The following is a 17,617-nucleotide window of genomic DNA, read 5'->3' on the forward strand; positions in this document are numbered from 1 at the left end:
CCACTGGCTTAGCCAGGACGAAGGGTCGGAGTCAATTCGCCGAGCCGGCGGCCCGACTCTCCGGAGGGACGGTCAACTTCTCCAGGAGGCGTCGCATGGCCCGCGAGTCCCAGTCACGAGGGCCTGGGAAGCGGGCGACCAACCTGCCATCGACCACGAGGAGGCTGGTCGGGAGCAGCTCCACGCCGAAGGCATGGGCGACCTGCTTGCCCACGTCCAGGCGAAGTCGAAACTCGGGTGGGGGAGGGCCCTCGAAGTACGACTCCACGTCCGCGAGGTCCGTGTCGTGGCTGAGGACGATGACCTGGAGTCCCTCGGGAGGCGATTCGGCCAGGGAACGCAGCTGAGGTGTCTCCCCGCGGCAGGGAGGGCACCACGACGCCCAGAACACCACCAGCAACGCGCGCGAGTCCGGTGCATCCGCGATGATCGGCGCGGGGCCTTCTATCCGGACGTAGCTGGGCGGAGGGTCACTCCGGCAGGCCCAGGTCATGGCGAGCAGGCCGAGCGCCAGGGCATGCCAGGGGTGAGGGATGCGCATCAGGCCCTGAAGGTAGCGCGGGCCCTTGGCCCATGCCATGCCCGCACGCAATCGAAGGGGTCTTCGTTCGTGCAGGGGACGTGGTTGTGGGCCTGAACCGGTGGAGATGGCGGGTTCTGGCTGTTCTATGTGTCGCGGGAGTCCTGAATGAAGCGCGGTTGGATGGATGTGGGTGTTGTCGCGGGACTGGCGCTGTTGCTCGTGGTGTCACCGGCCGCCGCGGCGAGCCGGAAGGACTCGATTGACCGCCTGGCGGCGAAGTACCACGAGCTGAAGCAGTTCAACGGTGCGCTGCTGGTCGCCGACGAGAAGGGCATCATCCTCAAGAAGGGGTACGGCCCGGCGAACTTCGAGTGGCAGATCCCGGTAACGCCGGACACGAAGTTCCGCATCGGCTCCATCACCAAGCAGTTCACCGCCGTGCTCATCCTGAAGCTCGTGGAAGAGGGCAAGGTGGGGCTCGAGGACCCCATCACGAAGCACCTGCCGGACTACCGCCAGGACACGGGCGCGCGCGTCACGGTGACGCACCTGCTGAACCACACGTCGGGCATCCCCAGCTACACGTCGCGGCCAGACTTCAGTGCGAAGTTCGCTCGCAATCCGTACAAGGTTCCCGACTTCGTGAAGCAGTTCGCCAGCGGCGACCTGGAGTTCGAGCCGGGGTCGAAGTACTCGTACAACAACTCGGGCTACTTCCTCCTGGGCGCCATCATCGAGAAGGTGACGGGCAAGACCTATGCGCAGGTGCTGCGCGAGCGGATCTTCGAGCCGGTGGGGATGAAGAACACGGGCTTCGACGTGTCGGCGACGGTGCTGGCGAAACGCGCGAGCGGCTACGAGCGCAACCCGGGCGGCTTCGTGAACGCGGCATACATCGACATGGGCCTGCCTTATGCCGCCGGGTCGATGTACTCGACGGTGGAGGATCTCTACCTGTGGGACCGCGCGCTCTACGGGGACAAGGTGCTGCCGGCGGCGCTGAAGCAGAAGATGTTCACCCCAGGGCTGGACGACTACGGCTTCGGCTGGAGCGTGGCCCCGACCCAACTGGATGACGGGAAGACGAAGGTCGCGACCACGAGCCACGGTGGAGGCATCCACGGCTTCAGCTCGTTTCTGGTGCGCGTGCCGGAAAAGAAGGAAGTCGTCATCGTTTTGAGCAACGTGGGGCGCGGGGTGAGGGCGCGCAGCGTGGCGGTGGGAGCCCTGAGCATCCTGCACGGCGTCACGCCCCAGACTCCGCTGAAGCCGATGGGTGAAGTGGTGTGGGAGGTGCTCGACAAGGGGACCGCCTCGGACGCCATCGCGCGGTACAAGACGGTCAAGGAGAAGAAGCCCACCGAGTACTTCTTCGGTCCGGGAGAGCTCAACACCGTTGGCTATCAGCTGTTGTCGGCCGGGCGCATGCCGGAGGCCATCGAGATCTTCAAGTTCAACGTGGAGCAGTTCCCGCAGGATGGGAACGTCCATGACAGCCTGGGCGAAGCGTATCTGGCCAACGGCGACAAGGCCCTGGCCGCGTCGAGCTATCGCCGGTCGCTGGAGTTGGATCCGACCAACACGAACGCGGAGAAGGTTCTCAAGGAGATCGAGAAGCCCGCGGCGAAGACGCCCTGACGTATCGACTCCCGCGGGGCTTGGGCTCCGCGGGAGTATGTTTCCCGCTCATGAGCGACCCGGTTCTCTACCGCCCCTTCGACATCGTCCAACGCCTGGGGACAGAGAAGGCCGTCATCTACCGTTGCATTGAAGTGCTTCCCGGACGGGGCTTCATGGTCCAGAGCGCTGACAGGGTCTGGTTGCCCGTGGAGCGAGAGATGCTCCGGGGCCACGAGCAGCGCTTCTGGGAGTTGCTCTGTGAAGAGGCGCCCGAGGTGAGGCGCAGACTGTTCGCGACGGTTGAGCAAGCCATCGCTTCATTCGACGCCGACTTCAACGAGGACTGAGCGGGCACCCAGGCGTCGGCTACGGTCACTGCGCTTCTCGCCGTCATAGGAATGCCGCCGGGCAGCTCGCCGTTCACTTGCCCCTGTGGTGTGTTTTCCGTGAGGCGAGACGGTTGGCGAGCCAGCCGGCGGGCAGGGCGCGTCGCGCGAGTGACGCCGTGTCCGCCCACGACCGCTCGGCTCCAGTGGTATGAGCCTGGGATGCGCACCGCGCGCGCCGCCTCGTGGTCTCGGTTCCTGGTTGTTCTCATGTTGCTGGGGTTGAGCGCCGGCGTCGCGTCAGGCGCCCCGGCACTCGAGCTGGTGCAGGTGGGAGGCGCCCGCCCCTTCGAGGCCGAGTACATCACCGAGGTGATGTACGACCGCGTGGGCCTGCTCTGGATTGGCACTCGCGAGGGGCTCTACCTCCACGACGGTCAGCGCTTTCGCAAGTTCCAGTACGAGCTCGGCAACCCCGCATCCCTGGCGAGCAACGCGGTGCGGACCCTGTTCGAGGACCGTCTCGGTCGTCTGTGGGTCGGCACCATGACGGGCGGGCTGAGCCTGGTGGACCGGGCACACTGGTCTTTCAAACACTTCCGCCACGACTCCTCGGACGCCACGAGCCTTCCCCACGACGGCGTGTTCGCGCTCGCGGACGCGGATGACGGCCAACTGTGGGTGGGGACGAGCGCGGGCCTGGCGTTGCTGGACCCATCGACCGGGCGAGCGATGCGCGTGCCGCTCGTACCGGGAGGCGGCGAGGAGTTCGTGATGGCGCTGCGTCACGACCGCGCCGGCGTGCTCTGGGTGGGCACGCTCAAGGGAGGCTTGTTCCGGCTGGACCCGGGAACCCACGCCTTCGAGCACGTCTCTCCAGACGAGGGAGGCCCCGACGCGAGGGATGTCTTCAGCCTCGCCCCGGACCTGGGCGGGGGAATGTGGGTGGGGACGCGCGCGGGGCTCTATCGGATCGTGCCGGGCGAGCAGGTCCTTCGCCGCGCCAGGCTCACGCCGTCCAGCGTCGTGGACAAGCTGCGCACCGTCACCGAGCTCGAGCCCGATGGGCGAGGGACGCTGTGGGTCGGCTCCTTCGGCTCAGGCCTGTTTCGCGTGGACACCGTGAGCGGAGTGGTGAGCGAGGAGCGGCTTCCTTCGGCGGGGCCCGGCTACGAGCAGCGCATCGACGAGGGCTCGCTCGCCGTGGGCGCGAGCGGAGACCTGTTCATCGGCACGTTTGGAATGGGCCTGTTCCATGCGCCGCTGCGCTCCGACGTCTTCCAGACGTTGCGGGCGAGGGGTGGGGACAGGACCTCCGGGCTGACGAATGAGGACGTGTGGGCGGTGATTCCCGAGGACGAAGGCCACCTGCTGGTGGGCAGCTTCGGCGGGGGCGTGGACCGCGTGGACGTGCGCACCGGTCAGGCGGAGCCCCTGCGCGTGCCCGTTCCCGAGGGCGCGGATGCGCGCGGTGTGCTGAGCCTGCTGCGCACGAGGGAGGGCATGTTGTGGGCGGGCTTCACGCAGGGCTCGTACCGCTTCGAGCCCGGGACGGGCCGGTTGAAGATGTACCGCAGTCGCCTGGACACCGGCGCGGGTGACAATCCTCGCTACGTCACCGCGCTGCTGGAGGACTCGCGCGGACGGGTATGGCTGGGCAGTGGCGGCGACGGGCTGCAGCGCTATCGCCCGGAGACCGACGACTTCCAGGCCTTCCGGCACGGCGCGGATGCACCGCGCTCGCTGTCCGACGACTATGTGACGGCGTTGATGGAGGACCGGCGTGGGCGCTTCTGGGTGGGCACGCGCTCGGGCGGGCTCAATGTCTGCACGGCGGGAGAGGACACGCTCGACTGCACCCGACTGGGCGCGAGCTCGGTGCCGCGCCTGAGCCACTTCTACGTGAGCACATTGATGGAAGACCCGACAGGGGCGGTCTGGGTGGGGACGGTGGGCGGTGGGTTGCAGCGCGTCTCCCTCGACGAGGCGGGCGTGCCCGTGGACGTGGCGTTGTGGACCAGCGCCGAGGGGCTCATCGACGACAACGTGATGGCGCTGGCGCGTGCCCCGGATGGCGCGCTCTGGGTGAGCACCCGCGCGGGACTCTCCCGCCTCGAGGTGCACACCCAGGCGTTCGAGAACTACGCCGCGTCGGATGGACTGCCCACGGGGGTGTTCAACCCAGAGGCGGTGGCCCTGCTGGGAGGACGGCTCTACTGGGGAAGCTCCAAGGGACTCGTGGACCTGGACCCCACGGTGCGTCCGCCGCGAGAGCCGCCGCCGCCCCTGGTGCTCACCTCCATCGAGGGGCTGGAGCGCGACGCCCTGCCAGACAAGCCCGTGTGGGAGCTGTCCCGCCTGGACGTGCCGTGGCATCAGCCGTTCTCGCTCGAGTTCTCGTTGCTCGACTACGGACGCAGCGGCACGGAGTACGCGTACCGCTTCACCTCCGACGAGCCCTGGCTTCCGCTGGGCACTCGGAACCAGATTTCCTTTCACTCGCTCCCGCCGGGGGAGCACTCCCTGCAACTGCGCGCGCGCAGTCCGGGGCGTGAGTGGGTCCGGATGCGCCCCTTCGTCCTGCGCGTCGCCCCGCCCCTCTGGCAGCGCACCGACGTGCGCTTCGGCACGCTCGCGGTGGTCCTCATCCTCTTGGTGGCGGGGCTCGCGTGGCGCACCCGCCTGCTGGGCCGGCGCAACCAGGCGCTGCGCACCTTGCAGGTCGAGCGCGAGCAGGCCCTCGAGGAGGCGCAGACGGGGCGCGACCGGCTTCGTCGCCTGACCATGCGACTGGAGGCGGCGAAGGAAGAGGAGCGCAAGCACCTTGCCCGGGAGCTGCATGACGAGTTCGGCCAGGCGCTCACCGCGGTGAAGCTCAACCTGGGCCTGGTGAGCGCCACGGTCCCCATCACCGGTCCCGCGGCGGTGCGCCTGCCGGACGCCGTCGCGCTCATCGACCGGCTCATCGGCCAGGTGCGCGCGCTCTCGGTGGACCTGCGTCCCCCTCAGCTCGACGAACTGGGGCTGGTCTCCGCGCTGGAGTGGTACCTGCGCGGGGTGACTCAGCGCAGTGGGGTGGAGCTGGTGTTCACCTCGGCGGCGGCGCCTCCCTCGCTGGGCGCGGGGCGAGACATCGTCGTCTTCCGGGTCATCCAGGAGGCGGTCACCAATGCCTTGCGCCACGCGAACGCCCGGCGCATCGACGTCAGGTTGGAATCGGTCGGGCAGCTCATCCGGCTCGAGGTGCGAGACGACGGGAAGGGCTTCGAGGTCGACCAGGTCCTGACAGGCCGTGCCCCCGGAAGCTTCGGGGTGTTCGGCATGCAGGAGCGGGTTCGAGACCTCGGAGGACGTTTCGAGGTGACCTCGCGCCCAGGGGAGGGGACGCGGGTGGTGGCGGAAGTGCGACTGGAGGACGACTCCATCGGAGGAACGCATGCGCGTGTTGCTGACGGATGACCACCAGTTGGTGAGGGCGGGGCTGCGCGCGCTGCTCGAAACCTTCGGTGGGGTGACGGTGCTCGCGGAATGCGGCGACGGGCAGGAGGCGCTGGTGTTGACGAACAAGCTCCAGCCGGACGTGCTGCTGCTGGACCTGTCGCTGCCCGGGCTCAATGGCATCGAGGTCGCGCGGCGGGTGCCGAAGCTGAGCCCCTCCACGCGGGTGCTCGTGCTCTCCATGCACACCTCGGCGGAGTACGTGGCGCAGGCGCTGCGCGCGGGGGTGGCGGGCTACCTCGTCAAGGACTCGGCGGTGGAGGAGCTCAAGGTGGCGCTGGACTCCGTGTCGCAGGGGCGCACCTACCTGAGCCCCGCCATCTCCCAGACGGTGGTGGCGGGCTTCTTGCGCATCACCGAGGAGACGCCCGCGGCGAATCCCCTGGACCTCCTCACCTCGCGCCAGCGGGAGATCCTCCAGCTCATCGCGGAGGGGAACGGCACGCGTGCCATCGCCGAGCGGCTGGACGTGAGCGTGAAGACGGTGGAGGCACACCGGACGCAGTTGATGGACCGACTGGACATCCACGACGTCCCCTCGCTCGTCCGCCTCGCGGTGCGCCACGGGCTCGTCCCGGGGGAGCCCGTGGGGCCGTAGGGGATTCCTGAGGGACGGCTAGGGGGCTCCCCGATGGTGGGCTCATCCGAGGGTTATCTAGCGTCGCGCCGTGTCCTCGTCCCTCACGGAGCGCCCCCACCGCATGAGTCTCCATCCCCGTCCCCGTCTCTCCAGCGCCTTGCTGGTGGGACTCCTGAGTGTCGTGCTCACCGCTTGCGGTTCGGACCCGAAGTCGCCAGGCGAGCCAGATGCCGGAGGCGGGATAGATGCCGGAGGCGAGCCAGATGCCGGAGGCGGGACAGATGCCGGAGGCGAGACACCTGTCAGCCACGCGGTGGGCGGCACCGTCACGGGCCTGCGTGAGGGCGCCCAGGTGGTGCTGCGCAATGGCGACGATTCGCTGCGGGTGAGCGCCAATGGGGCCTTCGTATTCGGCCAGAAGGTGGCGGAAGGGAGCGCCTACTCGGTCGTCATCCAGGAGCAGCCGGCGGGCGCCACATGCACCACGGGGGAGGCGAGCGGCACCGTGGGGGATGCGGACGTCACCGGCGTCCTCGTGAGCTGCGCGGCGAACCTCCACGCGGTGGGAGGCAGCGTGTCCGGCCTGGTTGCGGGCTCCACGCTGGAGCTCCAGAACAATGGAGGGCCAGTGCTCACCATCACGGAGAGCGGAGCCTTCCGTTTCGCGGAGGAGGTCGCGGACCTCACGGACTACGCGGTGACGGTGAAGGCGCAGCCCGAGGGCCACGACTGCATCGTGGAGCACGGCGCGGGCACGCTGAGCGGCTCGGCGGTCACCGATGTGGCGGTCCATTGCACGGCGCGGACCTTCGCCCTGGGCGGCTCGCTGTTCGGCCTGACCCCAGGGAAATCGGTCGTGCTGAGGAACAACGGCGAAGACGCCGTCACCGTGTCCTCCAACGGCCTCTTCACCTTCGCCCGTCCGGTGGCCTTCGGGGCGCCGTACGCGGTCACCGTCGAGGCGACCTATCCCGTCACGTGCAGCGTGTCGCGGGGCGAGGGCACCATGGCGGCGCAGGCGGTGACCAACGTCGCTGTCACCTGCACCACCACGCGATACCAGGTGGGCGGAACGGTGTCGGGCATCATCAAGGGAGGCGTGCTCAAGCTGCAGAACGGCGCCGAGACGCTCCTGGTCAACACCAACGGCCCCTTCACCTTCGCGCAGCCCGTGGACGACCTCGCGGGCTATGCGGTGAGCCTCGTTTCCTCGCCCATTGGACATGACTGCGAGATGGTGGGGGGAACGGGCACGCTGAGCGGAGCCAATGTCAGCTCGGTGGTCGTCACCTGTGGAGCGAAGCAGTACCCAATGAGTGGGACGGTGACGGGCCTCTCCAGCGGTCAGTCGGTGGTGTTGAAGAACAACGGGACGGACGCTGTCACCGTCACGGCCAACGGCGCCTTCGCCTTCCCGACCGGGGTGCCCTTTCGCGGCACCTACGCCGTCACCGCGGAGGCCACCTATCCGCTGAGCTGCGTCGTGCCGAATGGCACGGGCACGCAGGGCTCGGCGGCCGTCACGAATGTGGCTGTCGCGTGCCGCACCTGGTCCTTCGCGGTCGGGGGCACGGTGACAGGATTCGTCGAGGGAATGACGTTCGAGCTGTGGCTCAACGAGAGCGAGGTCCTCACCGTCGACTCCAACGGTGCCTTCACGTTCACCCGTCCGGTGGCGGACCTGGGGGCCTACGCCGTCGCGGTGAAGACGCAGCCTGCGGGGCAGTCCTGCTCGGTGCAGCAGGGTACGGGCACGGTGGGAGGCTCGAATGTCACGCAGGTGGCTGTCACATGCAGCCCGGACTCCTTCGTCGTAAGGGGCACGGTGGCCGGGCTCGACGGCTCGCAGTCCGTGGTGCTGCGGAACAACGGAGGGACGGCGCTCACCGTGGCCGTGAATGGTGCCTTCGCCTTCCCGACGCCGGTGGCGTTTGGTAGCGCCTACTCCGTCTCGGCGGAGATCGCGTCCCCGCTGGGGTGCAGCGTGGCGAAGGGCTTTGGCACCATGGGCGCGGGGGATGTGACCGACGTGACGGTGCTCTGTGGAGGGACGTCATACCCTGTCGGAGGCGTCGTGGCGGGGCTGGCGGCGGGCGCCACGCTCGAACTCCAGAACAACGGCGACGACGTGCTCGCGCTCTCCGCCAACGGTCCGTTTACCTTCACCCGGTCCGTGGTGGACCAGGCCACGTACGCGGTGACGGTGAAGACGCAGCCGGTGGGGCAGCGCTGCTCCGTCCAGTCCGGGGACGGCGCGGTGAATGGAGGTCCGGTCTCCGACCTCGCGGTCTCCTGTGAGGATGTCTACGCGCTGGGGGTTCACGTCGCGGGGTTGACGGGCACGTTGGGGCTGCGCTCCGGAACAGACACCCTCACCGTCGTCGCCGATGGAGAGCACGCCTTCGCGCAAGGGCTGCTCCCCGGTGAGTCGTACTCGGTGCAGGTGAGCCGTCAGCCGCTGGGGCAGACATGCGAGGTGCTGAGCGGCACGGGCACCATGGGCGATGCGGGCCTCACCGTGGCCGTCTCCTGCGCGCCCAACGTGATGGTGCTTCACGTGGGGGGCGGCGCCTCGGCCCTCAACGCGTCCGCCACCGAGGCCTTCCTCGAGGAGTACCGCCCCACGGGGGGGGCTCCGGTGCGGACCCTCGCGATTCCCGCCATGGGCCTTGCTGGCGCGAACCGGCTGACCGTCTCCGGCAGCGATGACTATCAGGGGTTCCTCTCGCTCTCCGGGGACGGCCGCCTGCTCACCTTCGCGGGGTATGACGCGGAGGTGGGAACCGCGAATGTCTCCGGCACGTCCGCGGCGCAGACGTCCCGCGTGGTGGGTCAGGTGGATGTCGCGGGAGCCTTCACCATCGGCGCTCGCCTGAGCGATGCCTATGACCTCGACTCGGTGCGCTCGGCCACGACGGTGGATGGCTCCGCGTACTGGCTCGCGGGGCGGGGTGGTGGCATCCGCCACGTCCTGGCGGGCGCGAACCCCAGGGCATCGACCGTCCTCTCCAACGGGGTGAATGACTGCCGTGTCGTGAATGTCTTCGACGGGCGTGTCTACTTCACGCTCGGCATCGCGCCGGTCCCGAACCCGCAGGGCTACCGTCAGGGCGTGCACGCGTTCCCTTCCGCGCTCCCCACCGTGATGGAGACCCCGGTTCAACTGCCCTCGTTCGCCATCACGCTCACGACCTCCGGCTTCGCGCTGCTCGACCTGGACCCCGAGGTGGAGGGAGTGGACACGGCCTACGTCTCCATCAACATCAGCCTCCCTGCCTCGCAGGGTGGAACGCCGGACACGTTGCGCCTGGAGAAGTGGACCTTCGACGGAGTGGCCTGGAGCAAGAAGGACTCCTTCGTGCCCACCTTCGCCGTCGCGGGGACGACGACCAACCGCATGGCAGCCCATGGTGTCTCCGCGACGAAGACTCCCTCGGGCGTGAGGGTCTACGTCACCACCTACCTGAGCAGCTCGGGTGGCGCGGGCAACATGGTGGTCACCTTCCTGGACGACGGGAGCACGGTGACTCCCTCGGTGACCGTGCTGGCGACGGCCCCGGCCAACACCGCCTTCCGTGGCGTGAGCGCCAGTCCGCGCCCCTGAGCCGTGCGCGGCGCCACGCGCCCCTAGGGGATTCCTGAGGGACTCCTAGGGGCGCCCCCGATGGTTCGCGGTTCCCTCCTTCTTCACAGTCACCATTCCCCATCCCCGGTCCTCGCGTGTCGGATGCGCGGCGCCGTGCAGAGAGGTCGATTCATGAGAGAGCGTTCCGGTCGTCGTTGGCTTCACCGCGCGTTGCTCGGGCTTGTCTCCGTGGCCGCCATCGCGGCGTGTAGCAGCGACAAGTCTCCCTCCTCCGTGAAATCCCTGCGGATCGCGCCCACGAGCTTCACGCTCGCCGCGGGCCTGGGGGGCGAGGTGGTGGCGACGGCCACCCTCTCCGATGGCAGCACGCGCGATGTCACGCGGGAGACGACGTGGTCCTCGGATGACGCCGCCATCGCGACGGTGTCCCAGGACGCGAGTGGCGCGCCCCAGGTGCGAGCGCTGGCCCAGGGCCAGACGACCGTGCGGGCCCGGTGGGACGCGGTCTCCGCGGAAGCGCCCGTGCAGGTGACCGACGCCACGCTGGTCTCCATGGTGATTGCTCCCGCGGCGCCGTCCCTCGCCGTGGGGCTCTCCCAGCAGCTCACGGCCACGGCCACCCTCACGGATGGCGGCACGCACGTCGTCACCAGTGACGTCCAGTGGAACTCCTCGGACGCGACGGTGGCCACGGTCTCCGAGAGCGGCCTGGTGCGCGCCATCGCTCCGGGGCAGGCCACGGTCCGGGCGGTGCTCGGCACGGTGGAGGTCTCCGCCTTGGTGACTGTCACCGACGCCGTCGTCACCGCCATCGCCGTGACGCCCGATGCGGCCTCGCTCGCCCGTGGAAGCACCGTGTCGTTGGTCGCCACCGCCACGCGCTCCGACGGCACGGTGGCGGATGTCTCCACCGAGGCGACTTGGAGCTCCAGTGACACGGCGGTCCTGTCCCTGAGCCAGCGCCTCGCGAGCGGTCAGGGGATGGGCACCGCGCGCATCACGGCGACGTTCCGTGAGGTGAGCGGGAGCACCCAGCTGACGGTCGCGGAGGCCACCGCGCTCACGCTCTCGCCAGCGGAGGTCACGCTGGTGGAAGGACACCCGCGCCAGCTCCATGCGACGGCCACGCTCGATAACGGCACGAGCCAGGACGTCACCGCCAGCGCCACGTGGAAGAGCAGCCAGCCCACGGTGGCCGTCGTCTCCATGGATGCCTCCACGCGCGGCCAGGTCACGCCGGTGGGTCCGGGTGCTTCGTCTCTCACGGCGACCTTCAACGGCCTGAGCGCCAGCGCCCAGGTGAATGTCGCGCGCCTGAGTGTCTCCGCGGTCGTCCCCACCTTCCAGACGCTGGAGGATGGGGTGGTCTCCTTCACGGCTCAGCTCGCCAAGGCGGTTTCCCCCTCCACGAAGCTGCGCTGGCGGGTGACGCTGAGCCGCACGAATCCCCCCATGACTTCGTCCGAGCCGGAGATCCAGTCTCCTGTCGTGGGGCAGGCCCTGCGCTACGACACGGGGACGGCGGGCGAAGTGTCGGACCGGCCCGAGACCTGGATGGGTGGCTTCGAGACGGACGCGAGTGGTGTCACCTATCTGGGCCCGGAGGAAGGGTTCGAGGTGGGCACGACGCGGCTCCAGACGAGCGAGGGCCAGACCTGGGCCTTCCGCACGCGCTTCGCCATCAAGGGCCGCTACACGCTGCTGCTCGAATTGCTCGATGTCAGCGAGGCGGGCGCTCCCGTGCGCCTCGGCGGAGAGACGGCGCTGAGCGCCACCGTGGGCACCCTGCGCGCGCCGGACGCGTCCGAGTTGCTGCTGTATGCCGCGTCACCGACAGGGGAGGCCACGAGCGAGGAGACGGCCTTCCCGCAGGCGTACGCCGTGGCTCCGGACGGCACACGGCTTCGTCAGCTCACGCCGGTTCCCGCTCCCTTCGTCTCGCCTCGCGACGTGCACTCCGAGCTGACCCGTTCGCCCGACCGCAAGACGATGGCGTGGGTGGATGGGCGCGACATGTTCGGAGGCATCTTCTTCCGGGGCGTCGTCTACCTCGCGGATGCGGATGGCAGCCATGTGAGGCGCCTCTCGCAGGTGAGCCCCGCGCTGTGCGGAGAGCGCTCCGTCGAGTTCTCGCCGGATGGGCAGTGGATCTCCTTCGTGAGGTCCTGTTCGTACGACCCATTCCCGGGCCGTGCCTCCATGGAGTTCCAGTACATCATCCGCCCCGACGGGACCGACGAGCGGCGCATCCTCATCGCGGACGTCAATGACATGCCGTCGCCCACGCCCATCTCTTCCGTGGTCTACGGCACCTTCTCGCGCGACAGCGCCACGCTCTACACGGTCGAGTATCTGGCCAAGGGCACCCGGCTCTGGGCCTACTCCCTCGCGGACAGGAGCGCGCGCAAGGTGCTCGACTTCGCGGTCCGGGGGCAGGAGATGGCGTCCCTCTCGAAGTTCCCGATGGTGCTGCCCAATGGTGACCTGCTCTATCACTACCGGAACCTGGACGTGACCTCGGACACCTGGCTGGAGCGTGTGAAGCCCGATGGTACCGGGCGAGAGATCGTGCGTCCCATCGGGCTCGGCAATGGCGGCAGGTACCTGCAGTCGCTCTTCACGCTCTCTCCGGACGGTACGCGCGTGGCCTACGCGCAGTCCGATCCGGAGACAGGGATTGAGACCATCATGGTCTCCAACATCGATGGCACGGACGCTGTCTCCATGGGCAATCCGCCCGCGTACTTCGTGAGGCGCGTGTCTTGGGTTCGCTAGCGCCGTCCCCGGCCCGTCTCGCACTTCGCCCGCTCTCGAGGTCCCTCTCATGAAGACTCTGCTCAGAACCCTTGCCGGGGTGGTCCTGGCGCTCGCCGGCACGCGGGCGGGTGCCAGTGCCCCTCCGAACCACGATGCGCTCCTGGAACACGCCCCCGCGCGGGACGCCGGTGCCATGCCACCGGAAGGAGCGTTCCCGGATGCCCGGGTGCTGCACACCGACTCCCGGCTCGGAGTACCCACCTTCGTCTGGGCCTCCAAGCCCATGGCGGGTGCCGCGCGGCCCCTGGCGCTTCGAGCCGACAGCGCCTACGCCCGGATGACTCCGGCCACGGCGGCTCGCGCCCAGCTCGACGCGCTGGCGCCCCTCTATGGGGACCGCTCGCTCTCGCAAGAGGGTGTCTTCGTCGCCAGCACCCGCCGCAGCCCGCTGGGCTCCTCGGTGGTGACGCTGAGACAGGAGGTGGGCGGAGTCGAGGTGTTCCGAGGCGGCGTCAGGCTGCTGCTCGACTCGCGCAATGTGCTGGTGGCCGCCTCGGGTCACCTGGCTCGGGATTCGGGGCAGGGCGCCAAGCGCTCCGCTCGGGGCGACTCGCTGGGGGCCACGCAGGCCGCGGCCGTGGCGTTCGCGGACCTGACGGGCCGGTCGCTCGACGCGAGCCTGCTGCGGACCACGGGGCCTGGCTCCGGGCGCTACACCCGCTATGAGCTGGCCTCCTACGCGCGCCCGCTCCCGGTGAGCCTGCGACTTCCCGCGCGCATCAAGCCGGTGCTCTTCGAGCTGCCCGAGGGGCTGATTCCCGCCCACTACGTGGAGCTGAACACGGGAGTCCCGGAGTCATCGACGTCGGACTACTACGCGTACGTCATCGCCGCGGACGACGGCCGCGTGCTCTTCCGCAATGACCTCACGGCGGACGCGGCACACAGCTATCGGGTCTGGGCGGATGCCACGACGCCGTACACGCCGTTCGCGGGCCCCTCCGGCAACGAGCAGATTCCTCACCCGACGGGGACTCCGAACGGCTACGTGCCGCCCTTCGTCGAGCGAAACCTGGTGACGCTCGACAGCGCGCCCTTCAGTCGCAATGACCCCTGGCTCCCGGTGGACGCCACCGAGACGACCGGCAACAACGTGGATGCCTACGTGGACGCCAGTGCGCCGGATGGGTTCGGTCCTGGGGACGTGCGTGGCCACATCAGCGGGCCGGCGACCTTCGACTATCCCTACAGCTTCGACCTGCTGCCGTATGAGACGCCGCAACAGCTCCAGTCCGCGGTGACGCAGTTGTTCTACGTGAACAATTGGTTGCACGACGACTACTACGACGTGGGCTTCGACGAGGCGGCTGGCAACGGCCAGCAGGACAACCTCGGACGGGGCGGGCTGGGCGGAGACCGCATCAAGGCCGAGGCGCAGGACTACAGCGGCGTCAACAACGCGAACATGGCCACGCCCGCCGATGGGGCCAGTCCCCGCATGCAGATGTATGTCTTCACCGGCACGCAACCGCAGCTCACCTTCGAGGTGACGGCTCCCGAGGAAGTCGCGCGGCCGTACACGTTCATCACCGCGCAGTTCAGCCCTCGCTTCTTCGCGGCGAGCGCTCGGGTGGTCCAGGCGCTCGACGCGGCGGATGCGGCGGGCCCCTCGACGACGGATGGCTGTTCGGCGCTGACCAACGCCGCGGAGATCGCGGGGCAGATCGCGCTCGTGGACCGGGGCACCTGCGGCCTTCACCTCAAGGTGCTGCTCGCGCAGGCCGCTGGGGCCACCGGTGTCATCATCGCCAACAGCCCGGGCCAGGCGTTGCCCGCCGGCATGGGGGCCACGGAAGGGCTGGCGCTGCCCGCCATCGGCGCGGTGATGATCCAGTCGGGGGATGCGGAGCTTCTGCGCAAGCACCTGTCCACCGGCGTGTGGGTCACCCTGGCCAAGCGGTCCGTGGGTGACCTGGACGGCACCATCGACACGGGCATCGTCGCGCACGAGTGGGGGCACTACATCAGCAACCGCCTCGTTCACGACGGCGCGGGTCTTGGAAACAACCAGGGGCGCAGCATGGGGGAGGGGTGGGCGGACTTCCATGCCCTGCTGATGATGGTGCGGGAGGAAGATGCCCAGGTCGCGTCGAATCCGAACTGGACCGGCGTGTTCCCCACGGGCGAGTACGCGACACGCAACATGGGGCCGGACTCCTCCTACTTCGGCATCCGTCGCGTGCCGTACTCGGTGGACTTCCGGAAGAATCCATTGACGCTCCAGCACATGAGCAATGGCATCCCGTTGCCCTCGGGTGTTGCGTATGCCTTTGGCGCGGATGGCTCCAGCAATGCCGAGTACCACAACGCGGGTGAGGTCTGGGCCAGCATGCTGTGGGAGTGCTACGTCGCGCTGCTGCGCGACACCTCACGGCTGACGTTCGCGGAGGCGCAGCGGAGGATGAAGAGCTATCTCGTCCTGGCGTACACGCTGACTCCGGCTTCGCCCACCTTCCTGGAGGCTCGCGATGCGTTGCTCGCGGCCGCGTATGCGGGAGACCCGGTGGACTTCGAGCGCTTCTCGGCGGCCTTCGCCCGGCGCGGCGCGGGCATCGGCGCGGTGGCTCCGGACCGGGCCTCCGCGTCCCATGCTGGCGTGGTGGAGAGCTATCGCACGGGCCCGGACGTGATGTTCGTCTCGGCGGAGCTCACCGATGAGGGCGCTGGAGACGCCTCCGCGCGGACGTGTGACGCGGATGGGTACCTGGACAACGGTGAGACGGGTGTCCTGCGCATCACCCTGCGTGGCACGGGAAGCGAGCCGCTGCGAGCGACGAGCGTCACCGTCACTGCGGACAGCCCCGGCGTCAAGCTGGCCAACGGAGGCCAGCAGTCCTTCCCCGTCGTGGGCCTCTTCGAAACCGCGACCGTGGACATTCCGGTGTCGCTGACTGGAGCGGCGCCGCGTTCGCTCATTCGCTTCGCCATCGCCTATCGCGATGCCAATGGTGTCGTGGCGGGCGACAAGACGGCGACGCTGGTGGCCCGCGTGGAGCAGGATGAGCTGCCAGGCGCGTCCGCGGTGGAATCGGTGGATGCGAGGTACCTGCCGTGGGAGATGACGTCCGCGCTGGGTGATGTGTCCTTCCGGGTGAATGAGAGTTCCACGCTCGAGCGGGCCTTCCTGGGCGAAGCGGTGGGACGGGTCGCGGACTTCGCGCTTGTCTCGCCCGAGCTTCAGGTGGGGCAGGGCGCGCTCTCGTTCTCGTTCCGCCACCGGTACTCCTTCGAGACCTCCGGTGGGGAGTACTTCGACGGAGGTGTCATCGAGCTGTCCGAGGATGGCGGGAAGAGCTGGACGGACATTGGCGAGAGCATCGTCCTGAATGGCTATACGGGTGTGCTCACGCCGTATGAGGGCAACGTGAATCCCCTGGTGGGGCGCCGCGCCTTCCGCGGTGCCAGCTTCGCCTTCTCCCAGAACACGTGGATCACCACGAATGTGAATCTCGGCACCCGCTACGCGGGGAAGGCCGTGCACATCCGCTTCCGCATCGGCACGGACGAGGCGGTCGGCGCCGCCGGCTGGTTCATCGATTCCGTTGGCTTCACGGGCCTTACCCAGACGCCGTTCACGGTGCTCACGGACGAGCAGGGCCTGTGCACCTCGGGGCTGGTGCGAGCCGAAGCGGGCGAGGGGCTCGCCGTCGACGAGCACTCCCTGGTGAGTCTGCACGGCAGCGGGAGCAGCGAGCTGCCCGGTGTCCTGGCCTATCGCTGGGAGCAGGTGGCGGGCCCGGTCGTGACGCTCAGCGACGCGCAGACGGCCACCCCGAGCTTCACGGCTCCGGAAGTGATCGCCGATGCTACGCTGACGTTCCGGCTGACGGTGTTGAACGAGGGGCTGCAAGACCGGGACACGGTCCAGGTCCTCGTGCGCCAGGTGAACCAGGCGCCCGTGGCCTTCGCGGGACCCGCCCAGACGGTGGACGAGGGCGGTTCAGTGACGCTCCAGGGCAGTGGCGAGGACCCGGAAGGGGACGTGCTCGTGGGCTATCGGTGGACGCAGGTGTCGGGTCCGGCCGTGACGCTCACGGGGGCGGAGACCTCGACGCCGAGCTTCACGGCTCCGGCGGTGGTGAGGGGCTCGGTGGAGCTCACCTTCCAGCTCAAGGTGGGTGATGGCTTGCTGGAGAGTGAAGGCGCGACGGTAAGCGTGACGGTGCGCCATGTCGCGCTCGCGCCCACGGTGAGCGCGGGTGAGGACCTGTCCACGGAGGCCACGAGCTCCGTCACGCTCACCGCCTCCGCCGAGGATCCGGAGCAGGGCACCCTGACCTATGCATGGCGCCAGAGCGAGGGGCCTTCGGTGTCGCTGAAGGACGGGGCGACGGCGGGTGCCAGCTTCACCGCGCCGGAGGTGAGCGCCCCCACGACGCTGACCTTCATCGTGAAGGTCACCGCCGAGAGTGGCTTGTCCGCCGAGGACAGCGTGACGGTGTCCGTGAGCCCGAAGGTGGTGCCACCGAAGGAGTCCGGGTGCTCAGCCACGGGCACACCGGCCATGTTCCCACTGACGCTGTTGTTGCTCGCGCTGCTGGCGCGGCGGCGGCACGAGGCCCCCTGACGGGGTGATTCAAGCGGGGTGGTGGCCTGGTCGCCACCGCCTCGCTTGGAGGACGGACTCACCGCCCGCGATGAGGAGTCGGGATGAAACCGACCTGCTC

Annotated in this window: 8 protein-coding genes; 7 read left to right on the top strand and 1 reads right to left on the bottom strand. The window is 68.9% G+C overall.

The genetic code is table 11. The annotated features are described in order from the left end of the window. Window positions 1-31: 31 nt before the first annotated feature. Window positions 32-580 (bottom strand): TlpA family protein disulfide reductase, encoded by a 549-nt coding sequence (locus HUA74_RS39060; RefSeq protein ID WP_371817379.1) that lies wholly within the window; start codon window positions 578-580, stop codon window positions 32-34. 108 nt (window positions 581-688) lie between these two features. On the opposite strand from HUA74_RS39060, the gene HUA74_RS39065 reads away from it, so the two are divergent. The 7 genes from HUA74_RS39065 (at window position 689) to HUA74_RS39095 (ending at window position 17,517) form a co-directional block, all read left to right on the top strand. Continuing rightward, window positions 689-2,161, top strand: coding sequence for a serine hydrolase domain-containing protein (locus HUA74_RS39065; protein ID WP_174458647.1), 1,473 nt, complete (start codon window positions 689-691; stop codon window positions 2,159-2,161). Window positions 2,162-2,211: 50 nt separating this feature from the next. Next, a complete protein-coding gene (locus HUA74_RS39070; protein WP_141643311.1) occupies window positions 2,212-2,490 on the top strand; it encodes a hypothetical protein in 279 nt (92 codons plus the stop codon). A 201-nt stretch (window positions 2,491-2,691) separates the two neighbouring features. After that, a complete protein-coding gene (locus HUA74_RS39075; RefSeq protein WP_217443686.1) occupies window positions 2,692-5,928 on the top strand; it encodes a two-component regulator propeller domain-containing protein in 3,237 nt (1,078 codons plus the stop codon). Further along, window positions 5,906-6,565: a response regulator transcription factor gene (locus HUA74_RS39080; protein ID WP_141643310.1), complete on the top strand. Its 660-nt coding sequence runs from the start codon at window positions 5,906-5,908 to the stop codon at window positions 6,563-6,565. Before HUA74_RS39075 ends, HUA74_RS39080 begins: the two co-directional genes overlap by 23 nt. 103 nt (window positions 6,566-6,668) lie before the next feature. After that, window positions 6,669-10,151: a hypothetical protein gene (locus tag HUA74_RS39085; protein ID WP_174458648.1), complete on the top strand. Its 3,483-nt coding sequence runs from the start codon at window positions 6,669-6,671 to the stop codon at window positions 10,149-10,151. 153 nt (window positions 10,152-10,304) lie between these two features. Then, window positions 10,305-12,908, top strand: a complete 2,604-nt coding sequence (locus HUA74_RS39090) for an Ig-like domain-containing protein (protein ID WP_174458649.1) — start codon at window positions 10,305-10,307, stop codon at window positions 12,906-12,908. Between the two features lie 49 nt (window positions 12,909-12,957). After that, on the top strand, window positions 12,958-17,517 hold the full coding sequence (locus HUA74_RS39095; protein ID WP_174458650.1) for a myxosortase-dependent M36 family metallopeptidase: 4,560 nt from the start codon (window positions 12,958-12,960) through the stop codon (window positions 17,515-17,517). The last annotated feature ends 100 nt before the right edge of the window (window positions 17,518-17,617 follow it).

Origin of the sequence: Myxococcus sp. CA051A (assembly GCF_013336705.1) — a bacterium.
Taxonomy (GTDB): Bacteria; Myxococcota; Myxococcia; order Myxococcales; family Myxococcaceae; genus Myxococcus; species Myxococcus llanfairpwllgwyngyllgogerychwyrndrobwllllantysiliogogogochensis.